Source organism: Parageobacillus galactosidasius, assembly GCF_002217735.1.
GTDB classification, from domain to species: Bacteria; Bacillota; Bacilli; order Bacillales; family Anoxybacillaceae; genus Parageobacillus_B; species Parageobacillus_B toebii.
On record NZ_NDYL01000001.1, the window covers coordinates 1736615 to 1759768 of the forward strand.

General features: G+C 39.7%; 21 protein-coding genes, 5 pseudogenes and 1 riboswitch. Of the genes and pseudogenes, 18 read left to right on the forward strand and 8 right to left on the reverse strand.

Going from position 1 to position 23154, the window contains the following annotated elements:
* Positions 1-65: 65 nt before the first annotated feature.
* From B9L23_RS09160 to B9L23_RS09175, 3 genes and pseudogenes are all read left to right on the forward strand, one after another.
* Positions 66-302: pseudogene (locus B9L23_RS09160) on the forward strand (PTS transporter subunit IIC); the annotation flags it as partial.
* A gap of 409 nt (positions 303-711) precedes the next feature.
* The gene (locus B9L23_RS20735; RefSeq protein WP_062678840.1) at positions 712-1866 is read left to right on the forward strand and encodes an SEC-C metal-binding domain-containing protein; all 1155 of its coding nucleotides are present in this window, start codon (positions 712-714) and stop codon (positions 1864-1866) included.
* Between the two features lie 114 nt (positions 1867-1980).
* Positions 1981-2377, forward strand: a pseudogene (locus B9L23_RS09175) (PTS transporter subunit IIC); the annotation flags it as partial.
* A gap of 158 nt (positions 2378-2535) precedes the next feature.
* Here B9L23_RS09175 and B9L23_RS20415 read toward each other — a convergent pair.
* The gene (locus tag B9L23_RS20415) at positions 2536-2676 is read right to left on the reverse strand and encodes a hypothetical protein (RefSeq protein WP_169712543.1); all 141 of its coding nucleotides are present in this window, start codon (positions 2674-2676) and stop codon (positions 2536-2538) included.
* A 248-nt stretch (positions 2677-2924) separates the two neighbouring features.
* Between B9L23_RS20415 and B9L23_RS21525 the strand changes: the two are divergent.
* From B9L23_RS21525 to B9L23_RS09190, 3 genes and pseudogenes are all read left to right on the forward strand, one after another.
* Positions 2925-3271: pseudogene (locus tag B9L23_RS21525) on the forward strand (Imm70 family immunity protein).
* 119 nt (positions 3272-3390) lie between these two features.
* A complete protein-coding gene (locus B9L23_RS09185) occupies positions 3391-3735 on the forward strand; it encodes a hypothetical protein (protein WP_089097433.1) in 345 nt (114 codons plus the stop codon).
* Positions 3736-4260: 525 nt separating this feature from the next.
* Positions 4261-5838, forward strand: coding sequence for a malate:quinone oxidoreductase (locus tag B9L23_RS09190; RefSeq protein ID WP_318282000.1), 1578 nt, complete (start codon positions 4261-4263; stop codon positions 5836-5838).
* A gap of 698 nt (positions 5839-6536) precedes the next feature.
* Here B9L23_RS09190 and brnQ read toward each other — a convergent pair.
* Both brnQ and B9L23_RS09200 read right to left on the reverse strand, forming a co-directional pair.
* Complete coding sequence (brnQ, locus tag B9L23_RS09195; RefSeq protein ID WP_089097435.1) at positions 6537-7862, reverse strand: branched-chain amino acid transport system II carrier protein; 1326 nt, start codon at positions 7860-7862, stop codon at positions 6537-6539.
* A 110-nt stretch (positions 7863-7972) separates the two neighbouring features.
* A complete protein-coding gene (locus B9L23_RS09200; protein ID WP_081189932.1) occupies positions 7973-9385 on the reverse strand; it encodes an alanine/glycine:cation symporter family protein in 1413 nt (470 codons plus the stop codon).
* A 97-nt stretch (positions 9386-9482) separates the two neighbouring features.
* On the opposite strand from B9L23_RS09200, the pseudogene B9L23_RS09205 reads away from it, so the two are divergent.
* From B9L23_RS09205 to kdpC, 3 genes and pseudogenes are all read left to right on the forward strand, one after another.
* A pseudogene (locus B9L23_RS09205) lies at positions 9483-9803 on the forward strand (transposase); the annotation flags it as partial.
* Positions 9793-10023, forward strand: a pseudogene (locus B9L23_RS09210) (potassium-transporting ATPase subunit B); the annotation flags it as partial. The pseudogenes B9L23_RS09205 and B9L23_RS09210, both read left to right, overlap by 11 nt.
* 21 nt (positions 10024-10044) lie before the next feature.
* Positions 10045-10602 (forward strand): potassium-transporting ATPase subunit KdpC, encoded by a 558-nt coding sequence (gene kdpC / locus B9L23_RS09215; protein ID WP_081189978.1) that lies wholly within the window; start codon positions 10045-10047, stop codon positions 10600-10602.
* 133 nt (positions 10603-10735) lie between these two features.
* Here kdpC and B9L23_RS09220 read toward each other — a convergent pair whose 3' ends face one another.
* On the reverse strand, positions 10736-11800 hold the full coding sequence (locus B9L23_RS09220) for an acyl-CoA dehydrogenase family protein (RefSeq protein WP_089097436.1): 1065 nt from the start codon (positions 11798-11800) through the stop codon (positions 10736-10738).
* A gap of 139 nt (positions 11801-11939) precedes the next feature.
* On the reverse strand, positions 11940-12473 hold the full coding sequence (locus tag B9L23_RS09225; RefSeq protein WP_062755335.1) for a DUF4242 domain-containing protein: 534 nt from the start codon (positions 12471-12473) through the stop codon (positions 11940-11942).
* A 354-nt stretch (positions 12474-12827) separates the two neighbouring features.
* Between B9L23_RS09225 and B9L23_RS09230 the strand changes: the two genes are divergently transcribed.
* On the forward strand, positions 12828-13277 hold the full coding sequence (locus tag B9L23_RS09230) for a winged helix-turn-helix transcriptional regulator (RefSeq protein ID WP_062755333.1): 450 nt from the start codon (positions 12828-12830) through the stop codon (positions 13275-13277).
* A gap of 54 nt (positions 13278-13331) precedes the next feature.
* Here B9L23_RS09230 and B9L23_RS09235 read toward each other — a convergent pair whose 3' ends face one another.
* From B9L23_RS09235 to B9L23_RS09245, 3 genes are all read right to left on the reverse strand, one after another.
* Positions 13332-14099: an ABC transporter permease gene (locus tag B9L23_RS09235; RefSeq protein ID WP_089097437.1), complete on the reverse strand. Its 768-nt coding sequence runs from the start codon at positions 14097-14099 to the stop codon at positions 13332-13334.
* A gap of 4 nt (positions 14100-14103) precedes the next feature.
* On the reverse strand, positions 14104-15072 hold the full coding sequence (locus B9L23_RS09240) for an ABC transporter substrate-binding protein (RefSeq protein WP_081189673.1): 969 nt from the start codon (positions 15070-15072) through the stop codon (positions 14104-14106).
* A 102-nt stretch (positions 15073-15174) separates the two neighbouring features.
* Positions 15175-15960 carry an ABC transporter ATP-binding protein gene (locus tag B9L23_RS09245; protein ID WP_089097438.1) on the reverse strand — a complete coding sequence of 262 codons (786 nt, stop codon included), beginning with the start codon at positions 15958-15960 and terminating at the stop codon, positions 15175-15177.
* 364 nt (positions 15961-16324) lie between these two features.
* On the opposite strand from B9L23_RS09245, the gene B9L23_RS09250 reads away from it, so the two are divergent.
* The 8 genes from B9L23_RS09250 (at position 16325) to B9L23_RS09290 (ending at position 23001) form a co-directional block, all read left to right on the forward strand.
* Positions 16325-16615: a 4a-hydroxytetrahydrobiopterin dehydratase gene (locus tag B9L23_RS09250; protein ID WP_089097439.1), complete on the forward strand. Its 291-nt coding sequence runs from the start codon at positions 16325-16327 to the stop codon at positions 16613-16615.
* Between the two features lie 26 nt (positions 16616-16641).
* On the forward strand, positions 16642-16806 hold the full coding sequence (locus B9L23_RS09255) for a DUF4937 domain-containing protein (RefSeq protein ID WP_089097440.1): 165 nt from the start codon (positions 16642-16644) through the stop codon (positions 16804-16806).
* 336 nt (positions 16807-17142) lie between these two features.
* Entirely contained in the window at positions 17143-18303 is a 1161-nt protein-coding gene (gene trpB, locus B9L23_RS09265; protein ID WP_015863721.1) for a tryptophan synthase subunit beta, read from the forward strand.
* A 232-nt stretch (positions 18304-18535) separates the two neighbouring features.
* Entirely contained in the window at positions 18536-18829 is a 294-nt protein-coding gene (locus tag B9L23_RS09270) for a hypothetical protein (RefSeq protein WP_089097442.1), read from the forward strand.
* Positions 18830-18907: 78 nt separating this feature from the next.
* On the forward strand, positions 18908-19783 hold the full coding sequence (locus tag B9L23_RS09275) for an ABC transporter ATP-binding protein (RefSeq protein ID WP_089097443.1): 876 nt from the start codon (positions 18908-18910) through the stop codon (positions 19781-19783).
* Between the two features lie 14 nt (positions 19784-19797).
* Positions 19798-20595: an ABC transporter permease subunit gene (locus B9L23_RS09280; protein ID WP_089097444.1), complete on the forward strand. Its 798-nt coding sequence runs from the start codon at positions 19798-19800 to the stop codon at positions 20593-20595.
* Positions 20595-21272, forward strand: coding sequence for a TetR/AcrR family transcriptional regulator (locus B9L23_RS09285; protein ID WP_015863723.1), 678 nt, complete (start codon positions 20595-20597; stop codon positions 21270-21272). Before B9L23_RS09280 ends, B9L23_RS09285 begins: the two co-directional genes overlap by 1 nt.
* Positions 21273-21460: 188 nt before the next feature.
* A riboswitch (SAM riboswitch) is annotated at positions 21461-21566 on the forward strand.
* Between the two features lie 109 nt (positions 21567-21675).
* Positions 21676-23001, forward strand: a complete 1326-nt coding sequence (locus B9L23_RS09290) for a Na+/H+ antiporter NhaC family protein (protein WP_089097445.1) — start codon at positions 21676-21678, stop codon at positions 22999-23001.
* Positions 23002-23154 lie beyond the last annotated feature (153 nt).

The following is a 23154-nucleotide window of genomic DNA, read 5'->3' on the forward strand; positions in this document are numbered from 1 at the left end:
TCTTTTTCCATCATTAGAATAGCACATGATGAAGCGTTTGCGAAAAGAAGTAAGAGTTCATTTCTAAGGGGATCGTTCCCGGGTTAATTCTGCACTTTTTCACCGAAGCAGCAGGAGTATTCAGCAACGCCACAGGCGGCAGACGAGGCGCCCATTTTTTGGCATTTGCCAACGGAATTTTAATCTCTTTCTTACCAGCGCTCTTGCTCCCAGTCCTTGGCTCGTTTGGGTTTGAAGGGACGACGTTCGGAGATTCGGATTTTGAGATTTTGTTGGGATATTTAATTAAACTATTTTTGTAAACAGCTTCGTGTGCTTGATGCAAGAAGCTGGTTTCATGAACGCTTTGCCCGCGAACGCATTCCCGCTTTGATGGAGGTATTGGAGTGGGTTCAAGATTTAGATAAAGAAATTATGGAAGAACAGTGTCTAGCACTGTTTGCAAGTAATTCATATGCTATAATACAAAGAAATACAAACGTGCCAAAAGGGTGGCGTTTCGATTTGTTAATAAATGGAAATCTTTTTTTCACGTTCGAGGGAAGCATGTTTTATTTTATATAGAGGGACTCTTCTACAAGGGCCGAATAAATAAATAGGGGAGAATCATGAGTAGAAGTCGAGCCCTTTGATGATTTACCACTAAACGGTTATTCTCGGTTAACGAACATGAAAATAGTGATGAACAAAAGGAGAAAGGAGAATGAAAACATGGCATTTTTGCAAAAGATAGAACCGTATGTCGTCAGTGGCGATCCGATCGTTCAGCAATTCGTTTTGCAAGCGCTCGAGGAATATCCACACGTTCCGAACGAGTGGACGGAGCGGCTAATCGAAAAGGCGGTGCGTTCGCATGGGAAACATAGAGAAATATTATGGGATTTGCGGAATCATTCGTTAAGCGAAAGGGCTTTGTTGCTGCTGATCGAAGGATTGAAGAGGGAAAAGGCCGGAGAAGCCCGTCCGTATTTCAACTTGTTGGACAATGTCGAGCCCGCATTGGCCATCAAATATAAAGCAGAATTAAAGCCATATATTTCTAATGGGACATGGGAACTGTATGAGCTTCTATTGCACGGAACAAAGGAAGAGGTATGGCGCGAATATGAGCGCATGCTGGCTTTGTTGGAGGAGAATGTTTCCTATAACGATTTGCAGTTTCGAAGAACGAAAAAAATTGCTGCCGCGCTTGTCCGGAATGGCTGGATGACCGAGGCGGAGATTGATGATATTTTGCAAGCAGAAAAAGAAGAATGGTTTTCGTTTGCTGGCGTTTTTGCCGTGTACGCCGCCGGACGATTGAAGCTAGAAAAGCATATTCCGCTGCTGGCTAGTTTGTTAGTCAAGGATGATGATATTCTTTTGGAAGAAGTTGTTTCGGCGTTACTTGGGTTTCAGTCGGATGCCGTTGTCAAGGCGGTTGCGCCGTATGTAGAGAAACAAGAATCCGTTATTTTTGCGATTTCTGTGCTTGCCAATACCAAATCCACGCTTGCCGTTGACGTGCTGAAAAACGCCTACAGACGGGAAATGGATGACGATATAAAGTCATTGCTGTTTGAAGCGCTTTGCCAACAGCTTTCCGAAGAAGCGCTGCCGGAAATTAACGAATATATGGAAAAAAGACGGAATGCTGCTATGATTGATACAGAGCTTATCGCATACGGTTTTTATCGGGTGATGGGGATCGAGCACCCGAATCTCGAGAAATGGGGACAAATAGCTCTCGAAAAAGAAAAGAGATATGAACAACTGCAACATCAACTCCCCCTGAAAGTCCCTTATCGCAACGTAAATAAAATCGGACGCAATGATCCGTGCCCGTGCGGGAGCGGGAAGAAATATAAGAAATGCTGCGGGGCATAGGGGAGAGAGGACGTTAACTTAAAAGGTTTGTTTTATCTCAAGTGGATCGCCCACAAATACGTTCAACCATCGAATTCATCGGAGAAGCATGTCAATGAATTTCGTGTGATACGAGACGCCAAACCAACGCTCGATTGTCCGGCTGTTATTTCCATACGCTCCGAACGTCGTCATCGTCGGCTTTTTATCGAGCTTTGCTGCGGGGATTATTTCGATGTTTATCTTGCCGCTCGTCGGCTTAAAGGAGATTGTTCCTAGGCTGATTCCGCACTTTTTCACGGGAGCCGCTGCCGGTGTATTCGGCAACGCTACAGGCGGCAGATGAGGCGCCATTTTCGGGGCATTTGCCAACGGAATTTTAATCTCTTTCTTACCGGCGCTCTTGCTCCCAGTCCTTGGCTCGCTCGGGTTTGAAGGGACAACGTTCGGAGATTCGGATTTTGGGATTGTTGGGATTTTGTTGGGGTATTTTTTCTTACACTCGAAAAGAACTGACTTCGACGTCGGATAGCGGTCTGAAGTCAGTTTCTTTTTGCGTTTTTTAAAATTAGAAAAAAAAGAAATGCGACCTAAAATCAGATATTTTTGTCATTCCATTTAAAATAAAACATAATACTTAATGTAACAATAAAAAAATCAAACCACCAACCCAAATCGTTTTTCTTTCCCCTACCCCGTTATTCTAGCAATAAATCCTCCTACTAAATATCCTGCTAATAAAATAATAAAAGATGCCCCTACATAAAATCCTATTCTAATAAATGTGTCCTGACGGTTAACAAAATCGATAATTAAATCCAATGCTTTCATATTGAATTCCTCCATAAATCTTTATTATTTATTAAATATTAACATAAGATATCGACATATTTAAATACATTATTGATTTTATTTTAAAAATATTTTACATTTTCACCAATTTTATGATATAATGATTCATCACCAAAAGATGTACTTGATTTTTACGTTAAAATGTGGTAAAGGTCTCTACCTTTTCGGAAAGCGAATTCATCCACACATACTACAGTAGGATTCGATGCTGGTAAAAGAGTCGGGGCATGTTGGTAAAACCAGCGTTCTACCGTTGTATTTCGTACCATTTAGAAGAGAAAGGTTGGGGGACAAGGTATCCTTTATTAATGAATGATTTTTACAATGATAATTAAAGTGGCATGATGTACCAAAGGCAAGGAATCAATTAAAAGAAATTGAAGAACAACTTTCAAAATATTCACCTGAACAAGTTATATGGGATATTAACGATTTATCAAAAGTTCCTCCATGGGGAGATAAGATAAGTTCAAAAGTAACTAATTTAGCAAATTATTTTGCAACTAGTGATGGGAAAACTTTTTTTGAAGTATTATATAATGCAATGGATGTAAATATAATGGAATCTAAATGAAAAAAATCAGTTTAGATTTTTAGGAACCGTACAATATAAGTAATTTATAAACACCTTGAATGAGTATGAGATACTCTTTCAAGGTTTCTTTTTTATTTTATGAGATGGGGAAGTGACGAATGATACAACCTGTCCTTCAGGAGGCGTACCACCAAGTCGTAAAGGCGCCGATTACTGAAACGATCTGTTCGATCAAGAAGCAATGGGACGACCTTCTTGACAGCGTTCCATTTGTCCAATGGCAGCCCGCCCTCGACGGAGTTGGAGCGGTGTCAAGTGGACAGATGATAGGAATCTCTGAAGAATCGACTATGTATAATTTCATAAAAAGCACCTTTTCTGTTTTTTTCTTTATCATTAGAATAGCACATGATGAAGCATTTGCGAAAAGAAACAAAAGGGGATCATCTTGGCGAACAGTGACAGAAACTGTTCGCCGAAGAACAGTTATACTTTGGGATTAGTGTGCTACTAACATTCTAAATTACTGTTTCCTGAATTTTCATGCTTTGAAAACACTTGAATCGTTAAATGCATAAATGTAAAACATTCGGCGAAATGAATTTTTATCTCTCCGCTAATGACGCATATTGAATCATAGGTATCTATTCTTTTTTCCTATTTCCCTTCGTTGGAAGGGATGACCCGAGAAGCCCCCACCGCTAAGCGTTAGCATAGGTGGTGGGAGCACGTCACCTTGTCAACAACTATAACCAATATTACGGGAAAATGATAAAAATATTGTTACTTATCAGAATATTTATAATTAATTTGATATTTCGTTTTTAGGAGGAATATAAATGTAACGTGGCCAATTAGTATGTTAGTTGTACAAAAAAAGTTGATTATAGTATATATAAATCTATAAATAATAATGATATACTATTAATTAAATAATGATATACTTATAATCAAATAGTGATATACTATAGATATGATTGTGCAGAAAAGGTGTGTGGCGAGGACCTGGATAGCTTTGACTTAAGCAGGTGCGCCTGCATCTTTTCTGCAAAATATTGGGGGTAAGGATGAGAAAAATGAGTAACAGACAAACTAGTACAGACGTTATCTTAATTGGTGCAGGAATCATGAGTGCGACTTTAGGGACACTGTTGAAAGAATTAGCACCGGAATGGGAAATTAAAGTGTTTGAAAAGCTCGACAAACCAGGAGAAGAAAGCTCTAATGAATGGAATAATGCGGGAACGGGGCATGCTGCACTATGCGAGCTTAACTACACACCTGAGAAACCGGATGGATCTATTGATATTAGCAAAGCTATAAGAATTAATGAACAGTTCCAAGTTTCCAAACAGTTTTGGGCTTACCTTGTAAAAAACAATCTGTTACAAAATCCGCAAGAGTTCATCAGACCGTTGCCCCACATAAGTTTAGTCCAAGGGGAAAATAATGTGAGATTTTTAAAGAAACGTTTTGAAGCGCTATCAAACAATCCATTATTCCAGGGAATGGAATTTTCTGATGATCCGGAAAAACTGAAAGAATGGATGCCGCTTATAATGGAAGGCCGTACATCGAATGAACCGATCGCGGCAACCAAAATCGACTCAGGTACGGATGTTAACTTTGGCGCTTTAACGCGCATGTTGTTTGACCACTTAAAGAGAAAAGGTGTCGAAATAAACTACAAGCATAGTGTTAAGGATATTAAACGTACCAGCGATGGCCTGTGGGAATTGGAAGTAAAGGATCTCAATAGCGGTTCTGTTGAAATCCATAAGGCTAAATTCGTATTTATTGGAGCCGGTGGGGGAAGTCTGCATTTGCTTCAAAAATCTGGTATTCCAGAAGGCAAACATATTGGTGGATTCCCTGTAAGCGGATTATTTATGGTATGTAATAATCCAAAAGTTGTGGAGAAACATCATGCAAAAGTTTACGGTAAAGCTAAAATCGGTGCTCCTCCAATGTCTGTTCCGCACCTTGATACACGGTATATCGACAACAAAAAAATGTTGCTCTTTGGACCGTTTGCAGGTTTCTCGCCTAAATTCTTAAAAAATGGTTCAAATATGGATTTGTTTGCTTCCGTAAAACTGCACAATCTCGGAACTTTGTTGGCGTCAGCTTTTAAAAACTTTTCTTTGGAAAAATACTTGATCCAGCAGCTTATGTTAACGAAAGAAAAGCGCATGGAAGAGTTGCGCGAGTTTGTCCCGACGGCTAAATCAGAGGATTGGGATATAGTCGTCGCGGGCCAACGTGTGCAAATTATCAAAGATACTGAAGCTGGCGGTAAAGGAACGATTCAATTTGGCACGGAAGTTGTTAGTGCCGCAGACGGCTCGATCGCTGCATTGCTCGGCGCTTCTCCTGGTGCTTCTACTGCCGTACACGTAATGCTTGAGGTGCTTAAAAAATGCTTCCCACAACATATGAAAGAGTGGGAACCGAAAATAAAAGAAATGATTCCTTCTTATGGCGTGTCACTAGCGAAAAACCCAGATCTTTTCCAAAAACTTCATGATTCAACAGCAGAGACGCTCGGTCTAAACGAAAAAGAACCGGTCTCTGGTGTAAGCGAAAAAGAACTGGTTTATAGTTAATTCTTTGGATGCAGAAACAAAGGTATTGAATGAAAAAGTTTAAGCAACACTTTTCATCAATGGACAATTATTTCTATGATAAAGAGATGGAAAAGTCAATGATTATAAAACAGAGGTAATATATAAAAAATACAGAATAATAGAATATGATTGAAAATAAAACATAGAACCTTTGATCCATCTTTGGATCAAAGGTTCTTTTTTTCGAATTCGCAGTTAGAGAAGCTGCGGTGAACCGTGTTACAAAAAATAGGAGCAAAAAATGCTTCATGTTCTACTCCCTAGGTCAATTTATGTACTTGATACAAATAAACAAAAAAGCGAGACATAAACCAGACACCTTGGCTGGATATTTGCCGCCAAACCATTCCCACAAGGAGGCCCATGCCTCATGAATAGGCTGCCACATGGGGACAACAATCGCTTGTGGATGATGAACAGTTGCTTTTTCGGCATTCCAATATGTGTTTCGGCGGTATCAGAAGTCGTCAGGTATCAGTAAAATTACGCTCGTCATCGAAATGATGCAAAGGTTCCTTTTCTTTTTCTTTTTTATTTTTTATGTTATAAGATGGCTCCTTGCGGAAATCAGGACAAGGAGCGCTTCAGAAGCGCCTCCTCGCATAAAGAAAGGATTTCCCTCAGAGTCCATCATATGTATGTTGGGGCAAACAAGGCGCTTAAGCTTTTCTTATAAACTACGAAACTTTTACATCAACCTGTTCTGGTGCCTCCTGTTTCTTGCTGAATTTGCTTAAAACGATTCCTAAACCTGTACCGACAAGTGCCGGCACGATCCATTCTAACCCAACGGATGAAAGAGGAAGAATATCTCTTATGGTTTGAAGTGGACCCAAGTCCAAACCAAATGCGTTTAATCCGCCAATCACGGCAAATACGCCAGTAAATAACATGGCGCTTCTGTATACTTTTTTCGAATTCTTAAAAAAGGTAAGGGTGATTAATACCATTGTCAATGGATACGCCGTGACAAGGAACGGTACTGATACTTTAAGTATTTGGTTTAATCCTAAGTTGGAAAGAGTGAAGCCTACTAGAGTAACGGCGAATACTACTGATTTATAACTTGCTTTTGGAATGAGATTTGAAAAATATTGGCCGCAGGCTACTGTTAATCCCACCACTGTTATGAAACAAGCTAACGTAAAAATGAACCCAAGCAAAGCTGTGCCGCTTTGTCCCAATAAAAGCGTTGAAGCAGAGGACAGGATATCCGCGCCGTTTTCAAACGGCCCGTTTGCAGCCATTTTTCCTCCAATCAATCCAAGACTGACGTATACTAGTGCAAGCAATACCCCTGCAATCATACCGGCTTTCAACGTATATTCTGTTAATTTCTTACTGTCTTGCACTCCTCTTTGTTGAATGGAGGTGAGAATGACAATGCCAAAGGCCAATGCGGCCAAGGCATCCATAGTGTTATATCCTTCAATGAACCCTTTAAAAAATGCTCCGGTTTGATAGGCTTCTGATGGCGATTGAAGCGGTGCATCCAGCTTAACAAACCCAACTGCACACAAGATAACCATCGATAAAAGCAAGATCGGAGTGATCCAACGTCCCATGTATTTTTCCATTTTGGAAGGGTTTAAGCTTATCACATAGACAAGGGAAAAGAAGATAACCGTATATAAAAATAAGGACAAAGATGAGTTCTTCCACGATTCGCTAAGGAAAGGTGTAACGCTCATTTCATACGCAACAGTTGCATTTCTCGGAATGGCCAGAAATGGTCCGATACATAGATAAATAATAACCATAAAGGCTATGCTGAATACCGGATGAACACGATCCCCGATGGTTTGAACACCGCCCTTTACGAGAGAAACAGCAAACAGCACTATAAATGGCAAGCCAACGCCGGTAATAATAAATCCTGGCATGGCCAGCCAGTAGGAAGTACCAGATTCAGCTCCTAAGAATGGCGGGAAGATCAGGTTTCCTGCGCCAAAAAACATCGAAAGCAACATCAATCCAATCGATAAGGTGTCTGATTTTTTCAAAGTAATCTCCTTTATTGTTTAGAATATATAAAAACCCGTCCCTACATATAGGGACGGGTCAGCTTATCGACTTTGTCGACAAGCTGAAGGCTGTCTGGACAGCTTTATTTTTATGCCTCTTTTCTCCATTCTTCGTACGGCTCGTCCCAGCAATCCGTATTGTGAATTCCGATGTTACGAGCGTAAAAGACAGGGTTTTTCCCGCTCTTTCTTTGCTCCATGTAATCGGCTAATGCCGCAAATGCTACTTTTCCAAGCATGAAGATGGCGATTAAGTTGATGATGGCCATTAACGCCATGAATAAATCAGCCAAACTCCAAACGAGTTCAAGGCTGGCAAGCGATCCCCAGATAACCATGCCGACAACAGCGAGGCGATAAACGAATAGCGCCGTTTTGCTAGATTGAATAAACTCAATGTTTGTTTCGCCATAATAGTAGTTTCCAATAACGGAACTAAACGCGAATAAAAAGACACAGATAGCGACGAATTCTTCGGCCCAGCCGCCGATATGCGCGCTTAACGCCGCTTGCGTTAAGGCGATTCCATCAAGTCCTTCTTTCGTATACTCACCAGATAATAAAATCATAAATGCCGTCGCGCTGCAGACGAGCAATGTATCCGTAAACACACCTAACGTTTGAATGAGGCCTTGTTTGACGGGATGCGACACCTCAGCGGTTGCCGCCGCGTTCGGTGCACTACCCATACCTGCTTCATTGGAGAATAAACCGCGTTTAATTCCCATCATCACCGCTGCACCTAACGTGCCGCCGACAGCTGGTCCAATGCCAAACGCGTCTTTTATGATTAACGAAAACATGGATGGGACGTCTGTAATATTTGTAAGCAATACGTAAATCGCTACTAATAAATATAGTCCAGCCATCACAGGAACGATAATCGACGTAGCGACAGCGACCCGCTTCACTCCACCGAAAATAATGATTGCTGTTAATACTGTAATCATAATTCCAACAATAGTACGGTCTACATCGAATGCGTTTTCAAACGCAAACGTAATCGTATTTGCTTGAACGGAGTTAAAAACAAGACCAAAACTGAACGTAATGAGTACCGCAAAAATAATTCCCATCCAACGTTTGTTCAACCCTCGTTCCATGTAATATGCTGGGCCGCCGCGATAATTGCTTCCGTCTTTTACTTTATAAATTTGCGCAAGCGTGCTTTCGACAAAACTGGATGCTCCGCCAATCAAAGCGATTAACCACATCCAAAAAACCGCGCCGGGACCACCGAGAGAAATAGCGAGAGCTACTCCTGCTAAGTTACCCGTTCCTACGCGTGAAGCTGTACTGATGAAAAACGCTTGTAAAGAGGAGATGCTTCCTTTTTGGTTAGGGGATTCCGCGATTACGCGAAACATTTCACGAAAATAGCGAAATTGGACAAATTTTGTGCGAAACGTAAAATAAAGACCCATGAAGATCAGTAATGCGATTAAGACGTAAGACCACAACCAGTCGTTCAGCAGTGAAATGATCTTCTGTAGTAGCTCCATTCTGTCACCTCACATGATAGTTTACTTTTACTTTAACATATTAACATAAATTTTAATATTTTGTATCATCAATGTTGCATAAACCAGCTTCCAAAAAGCCCCTTACCAACGCCACACCGGCTGGCTTGAGGAAGCCATCATCAGGATGTATCAAAGTGGCATGAGCACACGGGAAATTGGCAAGTTTATTGAACGAATTTTAGGCAATGCCTATTCTCCTGCAACGATCAGCCGTATTACCGATGTAGTGAAGGAAGACATCGAGAAATGGCACACTCGTCCACTGCACAAGCGTTATTCTGTCTTATATTTGGATGGTTTATACGTAAAACTTCGTCGCGAAACCGTGGAGAAAGAAGTCATTTATGTGGTGTTAGGGGTGAATGAAGAAGGGTATCGCGAAATTCTTGAATTTTATGAAGCTCGATTCGCCTACCAGTGCGATTTTGTCGGCATTAATCTTTAATGTCATTATTATTCCTTTATTGATTCCTTTAGCGATGAAAGGAATTACGTATAAGCCGATGCCAGCTGTGAAGCTATTGCGCCGAAACTTATTGATATATGGTTTAGGCGGAGTGATCGCTCCATTTATCGGCATTAAGCTTATTGATCTTTTTACCGGGGTATTTGTTTAAGAGGAGAGAAGGAAAGAGGTTATGAAATCCATTCGTTTAGCTATCGTCATGATCCTGTTATTCGGTTTAGGTTATCCTGCCTTGATGACCGGAATTGCACAAGCGCTCTTCCCTCATCAAGCGAATGGAAGCATTGTTTATAGCGATGAAAACAAAGCTGTAGGCTCGAAGTTAATCGGTCAATCATTTCAAGATCCAAGGTATTTTCATGGGCGCATCTCTTCCATTAATTATGATTCGGCTGCTTTAGGTTTACCTAACTATGCCCCTTCTAACGAAGAAATGATTCAGCGAACAGAGCAGGCAGCTGAAGAATGGTTAAAGAAAAATCCAGGAAAAACAAAGGAAGAGATTCCGTTAGATTTAATCACAAATTCCGGCTCAAGATTAGATCCTCATATCAGCCCGGATGCAGCTCTCTTTCAAGTTCCTGATGTCGCGAAAGCAACCGGTTTATCTGAAGAACAACTAAAGAAACTAGTAAACAAGCATACCGAAGGAAGAATGCTTGGTATTTTTGGAGAGCTGCGGGTGAATGTATTGAAATTAAACATGGAACTGCAAAAGTTGATGGAATAAAAATCTTGATATATGCGCAAAGAAATGAGTCCAGAAGAAATTTTGAAGAAAAAGGCCGCCTCAAAATCTGGTTGGGGCGGCTTTTGGTATGACAAAAAATTCCGTATATTAAGGGATGCACATGACCTTAAAGCTAGTTATTTAATAATTTCTCCAAATGTTTAACCGTAGGTGTTAAATTGGCAAGGAAGTAAGATTCTCTTAATCTGCGGGATGGGTCGCTTTGTTGCAAGTAGCCGGCTCCTCCATGATGTAACATTGAACCATGGACCGCTTTTAAAGTGAGATAAGTAACGTTTAAACGGATTCTTAATAAATCTTCGCAATGTTGCGTCAAATCAGAAGACTGAACAAGACGGTACATTTCTTCACGGATGGATGTTAGTTCACTTTCTAATTCCTCTGGTTGAATGCTTAAATATCGATTGCATCCGTTTTGTTTATTTTGTATTTTTTTCATCGACTGGATAGAAGCGTCTGTAACTCCCAATCCTAGCGGGATTTGATAAATAAGAAATGAAGGACGTATTTTGGGCACAAAGTCATCTGCTTGCTCAGAAATAATCCATTGATCCGGAATGAACACTTCATTGAATGTGCATGCATACGTTGCGCTTCCATTTAGTCCTAAATAGTCTAGCTTTTCCTTTAACACCAATCCTTGCACATGGCATGGGACAAACGCCATGATCCGCTGTTTTTCATTAACGGATGCGATAATACCAAACCAATGATTTTGCCCTAAGTTGGAGACAGACGGCAAATGGCCGTTAATGATATATCCTTTCGGAGTTCGTTCTGCTTTCAAATGGAGAGATTCAAGCCCATCGTAATATTTCATTGGATTAGACAGTCCGGTTCCCCCAAGCACCTTTCCGCTTTCAAGCAGCGGTAAAACTTCATTTTTGAGGTAAGAATTTTCACATGTTCGCAAGTATGTCAGCGCTGCTAAGTGGCACCAAAGGGTAAAAGCTGTTGTCATGCATATTTTTGCCGTTTCCTCGACTAATTGCATTTCACGGGAAAGAACCTCTTTTTTTGAAAGCCCCGCTGACAATAGGAAACCGTATTTCCCGATATTTTCTAAAAATTCACGGGGATAATAGGCTTTTGTATCAATTTTTCTTACTAAAGGCTTTAATTGGTTGTAAAGCAAATCGTTGAATGCCTTTTTTGCTTCTGATTCCATAATGGCCATTTACCGCCACCTCCTATCTGATTATGTATTTTCTTTGTGAATAAGGGACATCGAATTATGACAATTTATGTAACTAGTAATTTAATGATAGTCAAACCCCAGCGGGAATGTGAAAATTCCAGCTGAGGTTAGGGGAATGTTATTTGTTTGGCAAAATTTCTGTAACCGTATCAATCGGTGCTTTCACAGCTTCACGGGCTCTTTTGACAGCGGATTCATCCGGTGCATTATAAAAGCAAAGGCATTTTGTCATATCTTCGCATACATACGTTCTAGAGAAAGTGACTTCCGGTACTTCTGCATAGTGTACGGAATTCTTTTTCTTTCTTTCTAAATAATCTTCCATGGTGAGATTTTCAGGAAGGTTCCATTCGACTACGTAGTTTACGGTATCCGCTTCTTTTTTGACTTCTTCGATATCTTTTCCAACTAAACGGACCGGTTTAATAAGAGTAACAGGAATGCCTAACAGTCTTAAGCGATCATTAATAATATTTCGTTCTTCGCTTTCAAAAATGAAAAATGCTCTTGAAAAATCTTTGGAAACTTGGACTTCAATGAGATTTGCATTGTTTTTTCTTACTTCTTCCTTAATCTCGGAAACTTTCTTTTCAAATCCTTCTTTGTCCTTTACTGCCCCGTTTAAAATCGATTCCACTAAGTAAAGCGCCATTTTTATTGCCTCCTTTTATTATTATAACCTTAAATTCTTATAAAATTAATATGATTTTATGGTAATTTTATTATAGTTAGTTCAAAAAATCAACCTTAAAAATAAATTATTCTGAATTTATTACTTTGTCACACAAATTTGGCAAGTATGCCTCCATATCACATGTTTTGGGCCATGAACATGCACTATACCAGAAGAAATTGAAAATTCGGCGTCTGATGAAATAAGAAGTTTTTTGACGTTCAGAGGCAAGTGTGGAACATGCTCCTTTGATAAAAAATAGTGGTAAACGAAATTTCTATTCTGCGAAAGGTAAGTTATAATTGAACCGAAACGAGAACAGGAGGTTTTTTTATGAAAGATAGATATGATTTGCCATGCAATATCGCCCAATCCTTGAACATCATTGGTGATCGCTGGACATTGTTGATTGTTCATGAAATTTTAATGGGGCGTCAGACATTTAATGAAATAAGAAAATCGTTAAAAGGGATATCCTCCAATCTTTTATCGGATCGTTTAAAATATTTAGAAGAAACCGGTTTGATCACTTCTGCTTTATATTCTGAACACCCGCCAAGATACAAATACATGTTAACGAAAAGCGGAAAGGATTTGGAAATGGTGTTTAACGCCCTAATCCTTTGGGGCAGAAAGCATTTAAAAAAATGTTATAAAAAATTGGTGCATGAATCTTGCGGGCATGAGGTGGAAATTTCCTACTATTGTCCGCAATGTAAAACAAATGTAGAGAACTTGGCCGTTGTCGAAGTCGATTCTGAAAATATTCCCGAAAAGCGGTGATAATGGCTAGTAAAAAAGACAGAGAGCATGATACTTTCTGTCTTTTTTACTAGTTTATTTATTCGATAACATTCCCCATTGCTTTTCTACCCATCTTTCGAATAATTGGATTGCCTTGTCAAGAATAAGCCCCAAGATGCCGATGAAGATGATTCCGGCTAAAACAAGATCCAAACGTAAAGAATTTCTCGCATCGACTATTAAATAACCCAATCCGGATTGGGCGCCGACCATTTCACCGGCAACGAGGAAAATCCAAGCGGTGCCGAGTGCGATGTGAAGACCGTTGGCGATAAACGGAAAAGCGGCAGGAAAAATGATTTTCGTCATTAGATGGGGCTGCCTGATCTCAAAATTTTCCGCCACCTTTAAATATATACGGTCCACTTTCCTTACAGCGGAAACGGTGGAAAGCAATACTGGGAAAAACGCTGCGATAAATATAATCACAATCGCAGGGATGTCTCCAATTCCAAACCACAAAACAATAAAGGGTGACCAGGCAATCGGTGAGATAGGTCTTAGGACTTGAACAATCGGATCAATAATATTCCATAATTTTACTAGACGGCCTAACATGAGTCCCAATATAGCAGCAGTAACCACCGCTGAGAGATAACCAATGAAAAACCGGATGAGGCTCACTTTTAGATGTACAAATAGAGTGCCGTTGGTAATCAGAGCCCCAATTCCTTCCCCTACTTTTAAAGGAGAAGGGAAGAGGGCCTCTTCATAATTTCCAATTACAATCACGGTTTGCCATACAGCAATTAATATCGAAAATCCTATGATGACGTTGGTGAATTTCTTTATCATGTTCATACGATCACTTCACTTTATCTATTAATGAATTATCGACAAATTCTTCATAGGACGGAGGATTCTTGGACAATCCCGTTTCGACCATGTACTGACTTAGTTCTTCGTATGCGTTTTTATCTATTCTTAAATCTTTAAATGAAATCCATTTTAAGGATAAATTGAGCACATCTTTATTTACCTTCATGTATTTGGAGGAAGCTTCATAGGTATACTCATCTTTTAATTCTGCTTTTTTTCCGGCTTTGACATATTCACTAACAAACTCTTGAGCGACTTTTCTTTCGTTGCGGATAAAGTCATTTCTTAAAACCAGCGCGCAGCACACAGAATGTTTCCAAAGGTCTTCAGATTGGAATAACACCTTACCCTTATTCATTGCTACAGACAGAGCCCCAAAAGGTTCTGCCACTGCATATCCGGATATTCTGCCTTCTGAAAGGGCTGCCGGCATTTCAGCAGGAGGCAGTTCAACGATATTCACATCTTTATATTGAAAACCTTCCTGCTTTAACATTTGATAGAGCAATAGATTATGTGTAGAAAACTTATGAGGAATCGCAAAGTTTTTCCCTTTTAAATCTTTTACGCTGTGAATATTATGGGACGTCACAACCACATTTCCATCTCTGTGTCCTAACGCCACTGCTTTTAAATCAACGCCTTGTTCTTTTGCTTTCATCGCCAATTCCACAAGCACGCTCGCTCCATCAATCCGACCTGTATTCAGTGCATCCATTAGTTCAGGCCATGAGCCGAATTTAATGAGTTCGAGATTAAAATTCCGGGACTGGCCTTTTTCTAGTTCTTTTTCTATATATAGGGGTACGGCGTGGGTAATCGGCAAGTATCCTATTTTAATGGTCCGCTTTCCGTTTGTGTTGGAATGAGCACTATTGGAATTACAAGCGGTTAGGCTAAAAGCTACTGTCATGATGAATAAAGAAATCATAAGTTTCCTTAATTTTTTCTTCATGGAAATATACCTCCTTTATTATTGCGCTGCATGACTATACTATCTAAAGATTTGGGCAATTTTGCGTGTATAAGGGTTTGTATACATCCTTGGTTAAGTTAGTTAAATATTATAATCAATGGGAGGGGTCGGACGATGAAAATGAAATTCTTCAAGAATAATCTTTCGATAATATTGGAAGTCGCTGTGACTTCGATCTCTAGGCCTTGGGGTGTCAATTTTTAATTCTCTATGGATTCGGCCAGGATTTGCGCTCATGATCAACACCCGATCTGATAAATATACTGCTTCGTCAATATCATGGGTCACAAGAATGATGGTTGTCTTTTCTTTATCTTGAAGACGCAAGAGTTCGTCTTGTAAATAATAACGGTTAAAAGTGTCCAGTGCGGCAAACGGTTCGTCCATTAATATTACCTCTGGTTGGATCGCAAGCGCGCGGGCAATCGCGACTCGTTGTTGCATCCCGCCTGACAATTCATGGGGAAAGCGTTCAGCATAGTCATGTAAACCAACTAGCTTTAGATAATCGAAAGCCCGGCTTCGTCGTTGTTCGGAGGTTAAGTTCATCCCTTCGAGACCTAACTCGACATTTTTCAGGACGGAACGCCAAGGCAGGAGGCCATAATGTTGGAATAACATTACACATCGCCGGCTAGGTCTTTCCACTACATTTCCATCCAACAGGACATGACCTTTGTCTGGTTTTTCGAAACCGCCGATAATATTTAAAAGTGTACTTTTTCCGCAGCCGCTCTGGCCAAGGATGGAGATGATTTCCCCTTTTTCTATGCGAAAGGAGATTTGTTGGAGCACTGGTTCTAATTTTCCTTGATTAGGAAAGCTTTTGCTCAAATTCTCCACTTGAATGATTGCTGAATTTTTCAATCGCCTAACCTACCTTTCATTGTTTTATAGAAACGGACAGACATTTTAGGCAGTGAATAAACGCGGCATTTATGTTTTTTAAAATAATTAATTCCTATATGTTTAATATGATTAATATTTGCTAGTAATTTTATGATACTTTGTTCAAAAAATCAACCTATAATTTTAAGATAATTCTAAAACGTTTGTTTGGAAATCCAGATAGAACACATTGAGTATTCCAAGGGCATTCTTATTCGTTATTGCTTAACTCCAATCAACTAAAATTTGCTAGAAGGCTTTTGGTATATATGGTAATATTTTTACACTGATATGCGATGTTGGTTGTTCGATTTTGATACAAAAATCAAGGAGGCAAACGGTGATGCGGTTAACAGAGGAAGAAGTGCAATTTCTTTTACAAGAGATGGAAGGTTGGAAGTTGGTGGAGGAGCGATGGATTGCGAAAAAGTATCGCTTTCAAGACTATTTGCAAGGAATCGAATTTGTGCGGCAAATTGCGGCCATTTCGGAAGAAGCAAACCATCATCCGTTCATTTCCATTGATTATAAGTTAATCACGGTAAAGATTTCGTCTTGGCGAGCGAAAGGACTCACGAAGCTCGATTTCGAACTGGCGAAAAAATATGATGAGGTTTACGACAAAATGAAATGATCAACGCAGAGTAAGAGGGGAAAGTAATGCTTTTGAAATGGATTCGATGTGAAGTGGAGGAAGAGAAGAAAGCTTTGTTTTCCGCCGCGCAAGAAAAATGGTGCGATTTGAAAGGATGCCCTGGTTTTCTCGGGCAAATTGGCGGCTGGAATATTGCAAAGCCACAAGAAGCGTGTATATTGGCGTTTTAGGAAAATCTTGATTTTTATCAATCCTTTATTGAGTGATAAACATGACGAAATTTTTGAACGAAGCAGGCAAGAAGGGACGTATTACAAAACTAGTTTAATAGAAGAATTTGTTGAAAAACTTATTTTCCATGAAAAGCTAATGCCAATCGAGATACTCCATTCATCGCAGGATTTTGTATTGACTGGAATCCTAGCTTTTCTTTTCGTGTTCGTCCTGCTGGCTTGGAGGAAACAAAAAACAAATAATCGGTAAGAAAATACAGAAAATTCATTGACTTTTATGGGCAAAGAAAATATCCTAATTATAAAGTTTGAAAAGCAGAGGAGAGATGAGTGATGAGTTTAGTTCAGCAAAGAAGAGGTTATTTCGGAGAATTTGGCGGAAGCTTCGTGCCGCCAGAGTTGCAGGAAGCGCTTGATTATTTGGAGGAGCAATTTCTCAAGTACAAAGATGATCCAGCGTTTAACGATGAATTTAAGTTTTATTTAAAAGAGTATGTCGGCCGTGAAAATCCGCTTACATTTGCGGCTCGGCTCACTGAACGTTTAGGCGGGGCGAAAATCTATCTAAAGCGCGAAGATTTGAACCATACAGGTTCGCATAAAATTAATAACGTCATCGGACAGATTTTGCTTGCAAAACGAATGGGGGCGAAACGCATAATTGCCGAAACCGGGGCGGGACAGCATGGTGTCGCCACTGCAACGGCTTGCGCGATGTTTGGCATTGATTGCACCATCTACATGGGCGAGGAAGATACAAGGCGTCAGGCATTAAACGTGTTTCGCATGGAGCTTTTAGGCGCAAAAGTCGTTTCGGTATCAAAAGGACAGAGAAGATTAAAGGATGCCGTCGATGAAGCGTTGAATGACTTTGTGCAAAACTATAAGGATACGTTCTATTTGCTTGGTTCAGCGGTTGGGCCTCATCCGTATCCAAGTATCGTTAAACATTTTCAGTCTGTTATAAGCGAAGAAAGCAAACGGCAAATTTTAGAAAAAGAAGGACGTTTGCCTGATGTCGTCATCGCTTGCGTTGGCGGCGGAAGCAACGCGATTGGCGCGTTTGCCCATTATCTTGATGAACCAAGCGTGCGCCTGATTGGTGTCGAGCCGGAAAAAGCGGCGACACTTACCAAAGGTGTCCCGGCCGTGCTTCATGGGTTTAAATGCTTAGTATTGTTGGATGAAGAAGGAAATCCTCAGCCGACTTATTCGATTGCCGCTGGTCTTGACTATCCGGGAATTGGTCCTGAGCATAGCCATCTGAAAGTATCCGGACGTGCCGAATATTATACGGTGACAAATGAGGAAGTTCTTGAAGCATTCCAGCTTTTGTCGAAAACGGAAGGGATTATTCCAGCGCTTGAAAGTGCCCATGCGGTTGCTTATGCAATAAAATTGGCACCAACATTGGATAAAGATCAAATTATAATCGTTAATCTTTCAGGGCGTGGCGATAAAGACGTTGAGCAAGTGTTTCATATGTTAAAGTAAGAATACAAACGCCGCCAAAAGCGCGGCGTTTCAACGATTTTGTCAAACGACAGAATCGTTTTTTTTATGATATATGCTGAGAAAATAATTAAGAAGAAGCCGCTTCCGTACTACTGCCAATCTAACCTAGAGATTCAACAAAATCGTTAAACTTATGAATCTGTGATTTCTGTTAACGTGTCTGGCCATCGTTTTTTAGAGACGAGCGTTTGAAGAAAACGAGGTGAGAGGAATGAAATTTTTTCTGCTTTTTGTTCTAGGCGTATTCGATGCTCTTTTTTCCTCGGTTTTCTGTCAAATACAACGAAAACACATAGAGAAAATAAAAGAAGCGGCAGCGAAGTGCTTTCGCCGTTTTATCATGATACTTCATCCAGCAATGATCACAACGATTACTGCGATTTCAGCGGCGATGGCGGTGGAGATAGTGGAGGGGGAGGAGGCGATTGAACGTTCATCAAATGGTATTGGTGGACCCTTGCAACACTTCGGAAGCACCATGCAGCCCTTTTTTGAAATCCATTGACTTGTGAGTCAATATTTTTTATAATTGGATTGACTCGTAAGTCAATTAACACAAAGCCGCCCAAAGGAGAGGGAATGTATGAAAGTTGTAGACGTCAAGCATTTGACCAAGACGTATAAAAAAAACAGGGGAATAAAAAACCTTACATTTTCGATTGAAGAAGGAGAGATTTTTGGTTTTATCGGCCCGAACGGAGCAGGCAAGAGCACAACCATTCGAACACTTTTAAATTTCATTTATCCGACTAGCGGAAGTGCGACTATTTTCGGAAAGGATATCATCAAACACTCAAAAGAAATAAGACAAAACGTGGGCTATTTGCCGTCTGAAGTCCATTATTACGATGATATGAAGGTGATCGACTTATTAAAATACTCCGCTGGCTTTTACAAAAAATTTGATTCAAAGAGAATGAAAGAACTGGCAGAAAGACTTGACTTGGATCTTAATAGAAAAATTGAGGATCTTTCATTTGGAAACCGAAAAAAGGTTGGGATTGTCCAGGCGCTTTTGCATGAACCAAAACTTCTAATTTTGGATGAGCCGACAGGCGGACTCGACCCGCTGATGCAAAACACCTTTTTTGAACTTCTTGCAGAGGAAAGAGAGAAGGGAACAACGATCATTTTCTCCTCCCATATTCTTTCTGAAGTGCAAAAAATGTGTGATCGGGTCGCCATTATTAAGGAAGGGGAGCTTATTAAAGTAGAAACGATTGAAAATCTCACGAAGAACAATTTGAAAAATATCACGATTACTTTTGACCAATCGGAACCAATCGACTTCAATCTGGAGGGAGTAGTGAAGAAAGAGGTAAACGGCAATGAAATGACGCTGCTTTACAGCGGGGATATGAAGACGCTTCTGAATAAATTAAATACTCTGCCGGTCAAGGATCTATTAATCGAAGAACCGACTCTTGAAGAAGTATTTATGCATTACTATGAAAAGTGAGGAAGGGAACGAAAATGATTTTTAAAAGAGAATTGAAGCGAAATTTAAAGTCATTGATCATTTGGAGCATCGTACTCAGCGGACTTATTTTGTTGACATTAAGCATTTATCCCCAGTTTGCCGAGCAGCAAAAAGAAATGACCAAACTGCTTGAGGCCTATCCGGAATCGATTAAAAAAGCGTTTGGAATGAATGAGCTAAATATGGGAGATTTAATGGGTTTTTACGGGGTAGAAATTTATATGATGACTACCCTTTTAGGAAGCATATACTCGGCAATTCTTGCATCCAATATTCTGGCCAAGGAAGAAAATGAAAAAACGATTGAATTTTTGTTATCAAAGCCTGTCACAAGAAGCCGAATCGTAACAGAAAAACTTCTGGCCGTTTTGGTAAATATTTTGATTTTTAACGTAGTTTCAGCCGTAGCAAGCATCATTGGATTTCAATTTGCAAAAGACCCGGATGTTCCGACAGACACATTTAGTTTATTAATCGCCGCAACGATATTGCTTCATTTGACGTTCGGTGCAATTGCGTTTATGTTGTCGTCGATGATGAAAAAAACAAGAAACATCCTTTCGATCTCACTGGGGATTGTCCTAGCTGCCTACTTTATGAATGTGATGGCAGGGATATCGGAAGACTTAGAGTTCCTAAAATATATAAGCCCGTTTAAATATGTGGACGCTGCCTCCATTATTAATGATAACGAGATTGAGCCTTTGTATATCTTTATTATGGCTGCGGTTATTTTGATTAGTATCTTCGCTTCATATATGGTATATAAAAAGAAAGATATTGCAGTCTAATGAAATTAGAGGTGTTAAAATTGTATTCAGCATTTGAAAAGCAGCCTAAAGAGAAAAAAGACTTGATCATCAAAGTGGCCATCGAGGAATTTGTGAAGAATGGTTATGAAAAGACCTCTACAGATGTTATTACGAGACGGGCGGGAATTTCCAAGGGAATCCTTTTTCATTATTTTAAGAGCAAGAAAAACTTATACCTTTATTTAGTGAATTATGTGAAGGACTTTCTGACGGAACTAGCAATGGAAGAAATGAAAAAAATCCAATCTGATGATTTCTTTGAAAGGATCAAAGAAATCGTCCTGTTGAAACAAAAACTAACGGTTCAGTATCTCCAAGAAACTCAGTTTATTACGGATGCCTTTACTAATCCTCCAGTGGCAGTAAAGAAGGAAATGGAAGAAATTATTAAGAAACATTACGAAGCTTATCAGGAAGATTTTTTGCTGAAGCATGTCTATATTAAAGATCTGATCCAAACGGAAAAACTTAGAGAGGATATTTCCGTGGATACCGCGATCCGCATGACCATGTTGATTGCCGAACAGCTGTCTAATAAGTATATGGCTATATACAAAAATAAGCAAATGGATGTCATGAGTGGTGTGGAGTCTTTGATAAGGGAACTGAATGAATATCTTAAGATTATTAAATATGGAATCTATAAACCAGAATAGAGTTTTTGATTTCTTTTCCCGTGGCGTTTTGCTACGGGATTTTTGCATATTATTAATGTTACACAAGTATAATTTTAAGATTTATTTAAAATTATTTAAAAATAAGACATTATCAAAGTGTATTGCACAATAGATGAATATGTTGTAATCTTTTATTTGTTTTATATAACGAAATACAACTGCTCATCTTCTTATCTAGAGAGGCGGAGGGACTGGCCCGAAGAAGTCTCGGCAGCGGACTCGTTTTCGAGTGCTGTGCCAAATCCAGCAAGCATTGTGCTTGAAAGATAAGAAGGGTTTCTTATATAGATACGTATAAGGCCTCTTCTTATGTTCAGATAAGAAGAGGCCTTTTCTCTAAGTGGAAAGCTCCTTCAAAAAAACATAAAATGAGGTGGAAAGAGTGGAGTTAAGAAAAGGCAATCTATTTGCGTTATTTCCGTTTGTGGTCTTTTTAGTGTTGTTCATTGGTGCAGGCGTGGTTACAGGCGATTTTTATAAATTTCCAGTCATTGTAGCAATTTTGATTGCGGCAAGTATTTCGTTGATGATGAATCGGAAAGAGTCTTTAACGAAGAAAGTGGAAGTGTTCACAAAAGGGGCTGGAAATGCCGATGTCATGTTAATGGTCATCATTTTCTTATTAGCAGGGGCATTTTCGGAAGTAACTAAAAAAATGGGAGCTGTTGAATCAACGGTTAATTTAGCTCTTTCCGTTGTTCCGCAAAATTTATTAATAGCCGGTTTATTTGTCATTGGATGTTTTATCTCCATTTCGATGGGAACGTCCATGGGAACGATTGTAGCGTTAGCGCCGATTGGAGTCGGAATTAGTGAACAAACCGATATTTCTTTGGCATTATCTATGGCAGCTGTCATTGGCGGTGCTATGTTTGGAGATAACCTATCTTTTATCTCTGATACAACGATTGCGGCAGTTCGTACACAAAATACAAGAATGAAAGAAAAGTTTAAGGTGAACTTTTTCATTGTTTTACCAGCGGCAATCATCACTATCGTTCTTTTCTGGGCCATTACTGCTGGAGAGCAAGCGGAAATTACGAATCAATCTTTTAATTGGATGAAAATTTTACCTTACCTTGGTGTATTAATAACAGCATTAATGGGCGTTAATGTACTAGTCGTGTTAGCAGGCGGTATTTTATTAGCAGGAATCATCGGCCTTCTTGATGGAAGCTACAGTGCAATGGGCCTCATTCAAGCCATCGGCGACGGGGTCGCCGGAATGCAGGAATTGTCATTGCTTGCGATCTTAATTTCCGGTATGGTGGAAGTCATTAAACATAACGGTGGAATCGATTATTTACTTCAATTAGTAACAAGAAATGTAAAGTCAAAAAAAGGAGCACAATTCGGCATCGCGGGATTAGTGAGCTTAACAAATCTTTCAACAGCAAACAATACGATCTCCATTTTAATTGCTGGTCCACTTGCAAAAAACATTGCTGATCAATATGACATTGATCCGCGTAAATCTGCCAGCATATTGGATATTTTCTCATGCTGTTTCCAGGGGCTCATCCCATATGGTGCGCAAATGCTTGTGGCAGCAGGTGTTGCTTCCATTTCACCATTAAGTATTTTGCAGTATTCGTTCTACCCATTCTTAATTGGAGTTTGTGGCATGATCGCGATTGTGTTTGACTTTCCAAAATTAAAAACACAAAAAGAAGTAAAGGCAGACTTACAAGCGAATAAAGCGGTATAAAGGAAAGGGGCTGACTCAAAACATCCCTTGGAGTGATGTTGAGTCAGCTTTCATTTTCACCAAATAGAGCGATTCTATTTTTTATGATCGAAAAAAGAGTATATTAGTGAATAATTTTGCAAAGTTGAAATCTTTCTTTAATAAGCTGGTTGA

Bases quoted from the DNA above. Each gene is read 5' to 3' on its own strand.
- B9L23_RS20735 (WP_062678840.1), top strand. From the start codon at position 712: ATGGCATTTTTGCAAAAGATAGAACCGTATGTCGTCAGTGGCGATCCG.
- B9L23_RS20415 (WP_169712543.1), bottom strand. From the start codon at position 2,676: ATGAAAGCATTGGATTTAATTATCGATTTTGTTAACCGTCAGGACACA.
- B9L23_RS09185 (WP_089097433.1), top strand. From the start codon at position 3,391: ATGATACAACCTGTCCTTCAGGAGGCGTACCACCAAGTCGTAAAGGCG.
- B9L23_RS09200 (WP_081189932.1), bottom strand. From the start codon at position 9,385: ATGGAGCTACTACAGAAGATCATTTCACTGCTGAACGACTGGTTGTGG.
- kdpC (WP_081189978.1), top strand. From the start codon at position 10,045: ATGAAATCCATTCGTTTAGCTATCGTCATGATCCTGTTATTCGGTTTA.
- B9L23_RS09220 (WP_089097436.1), bottom strand. From the start codon at position 11,800: ATGGCCATTATGGAATCAGAAGCAAAAAAGGCATTCAACGATTTGCTT.
- B9L23_RS09225 (WP_062755335.1), bottom strand. From the start codon at position 12,473: ATGGCGCTTTACTTAGTGGAATCGATTTTAAACGGGGCAGTAAAGGAC.
- B9L23_RS09230 (WP_062755333.1), top strand. From the start codon at position 12,828: ATGAAAGATAGATATGATTTGCCATGCAATATCGCCCAATCCTTGAAC.
- B9L23_RS09235 (WP_089097437.1), bottom strand. From the start codon at position 14,099: ATGAACATGATAAAGAAATTCACCAACGTCATCATAGGATTTTCGATA.
- B9L23_RS09240 (WP_081189673.1), bottom strand. From the start codon at position 15,072: ATGAAGAAAAAATTAAGGAAACTTATGATTTCTTTATTCATCATGACA.
- B9L23_RS09250 (WP_089097439.1), top strand. From the start codon at position 16,325: ATGCGGTTAACAGAGGAAGAAGTGCAATTTCTTTTACAAGAGATGGAA.
- B9L23_RS09255 (WP_089097440.1), top strand. From the start codon at position 16,642: ATGCTTTTGAAATGGATTCGATGTGAAGTGGAGGAAGAGAAGAAAGCT.
- trpB (WP_015863721.1), top strand. From the start codon at position 17,143: ATGAGTTTAGTTCAGCAAAGAAGAGGTTATTTCGGAGAATTTGGCGGA.
- B9L23_RS09270 (WP_089097442.1), top strand. From the start codon at position 18,536: ATGAAATTTTTTCTGCTTTTTGTTCTAGGCGTATTCGATGCTCTTTTT.
- B9L23_RS09275 (WP_089097443.1), top strand. From the start codon at position 18,908: ATGAAAGTTGTAGACGTCAAGCATTTGACCAAGACGTATAAAAAAAAC.
- B9L23_RS09280 (WP_089097444.1), top strand. From the start codon at position 19,798: ATGATTTTTAAAAGAGAATTGAAGCGAAATTTAAAGTCATTGATCATT.
- B9L23_RS09285 (WP_015863723.1), top strand. From the start codon at position 20,595: ATGAAATTAGAGGTGTTAAAATTGTATTCAGCATTTGAAAAGCAGCCT.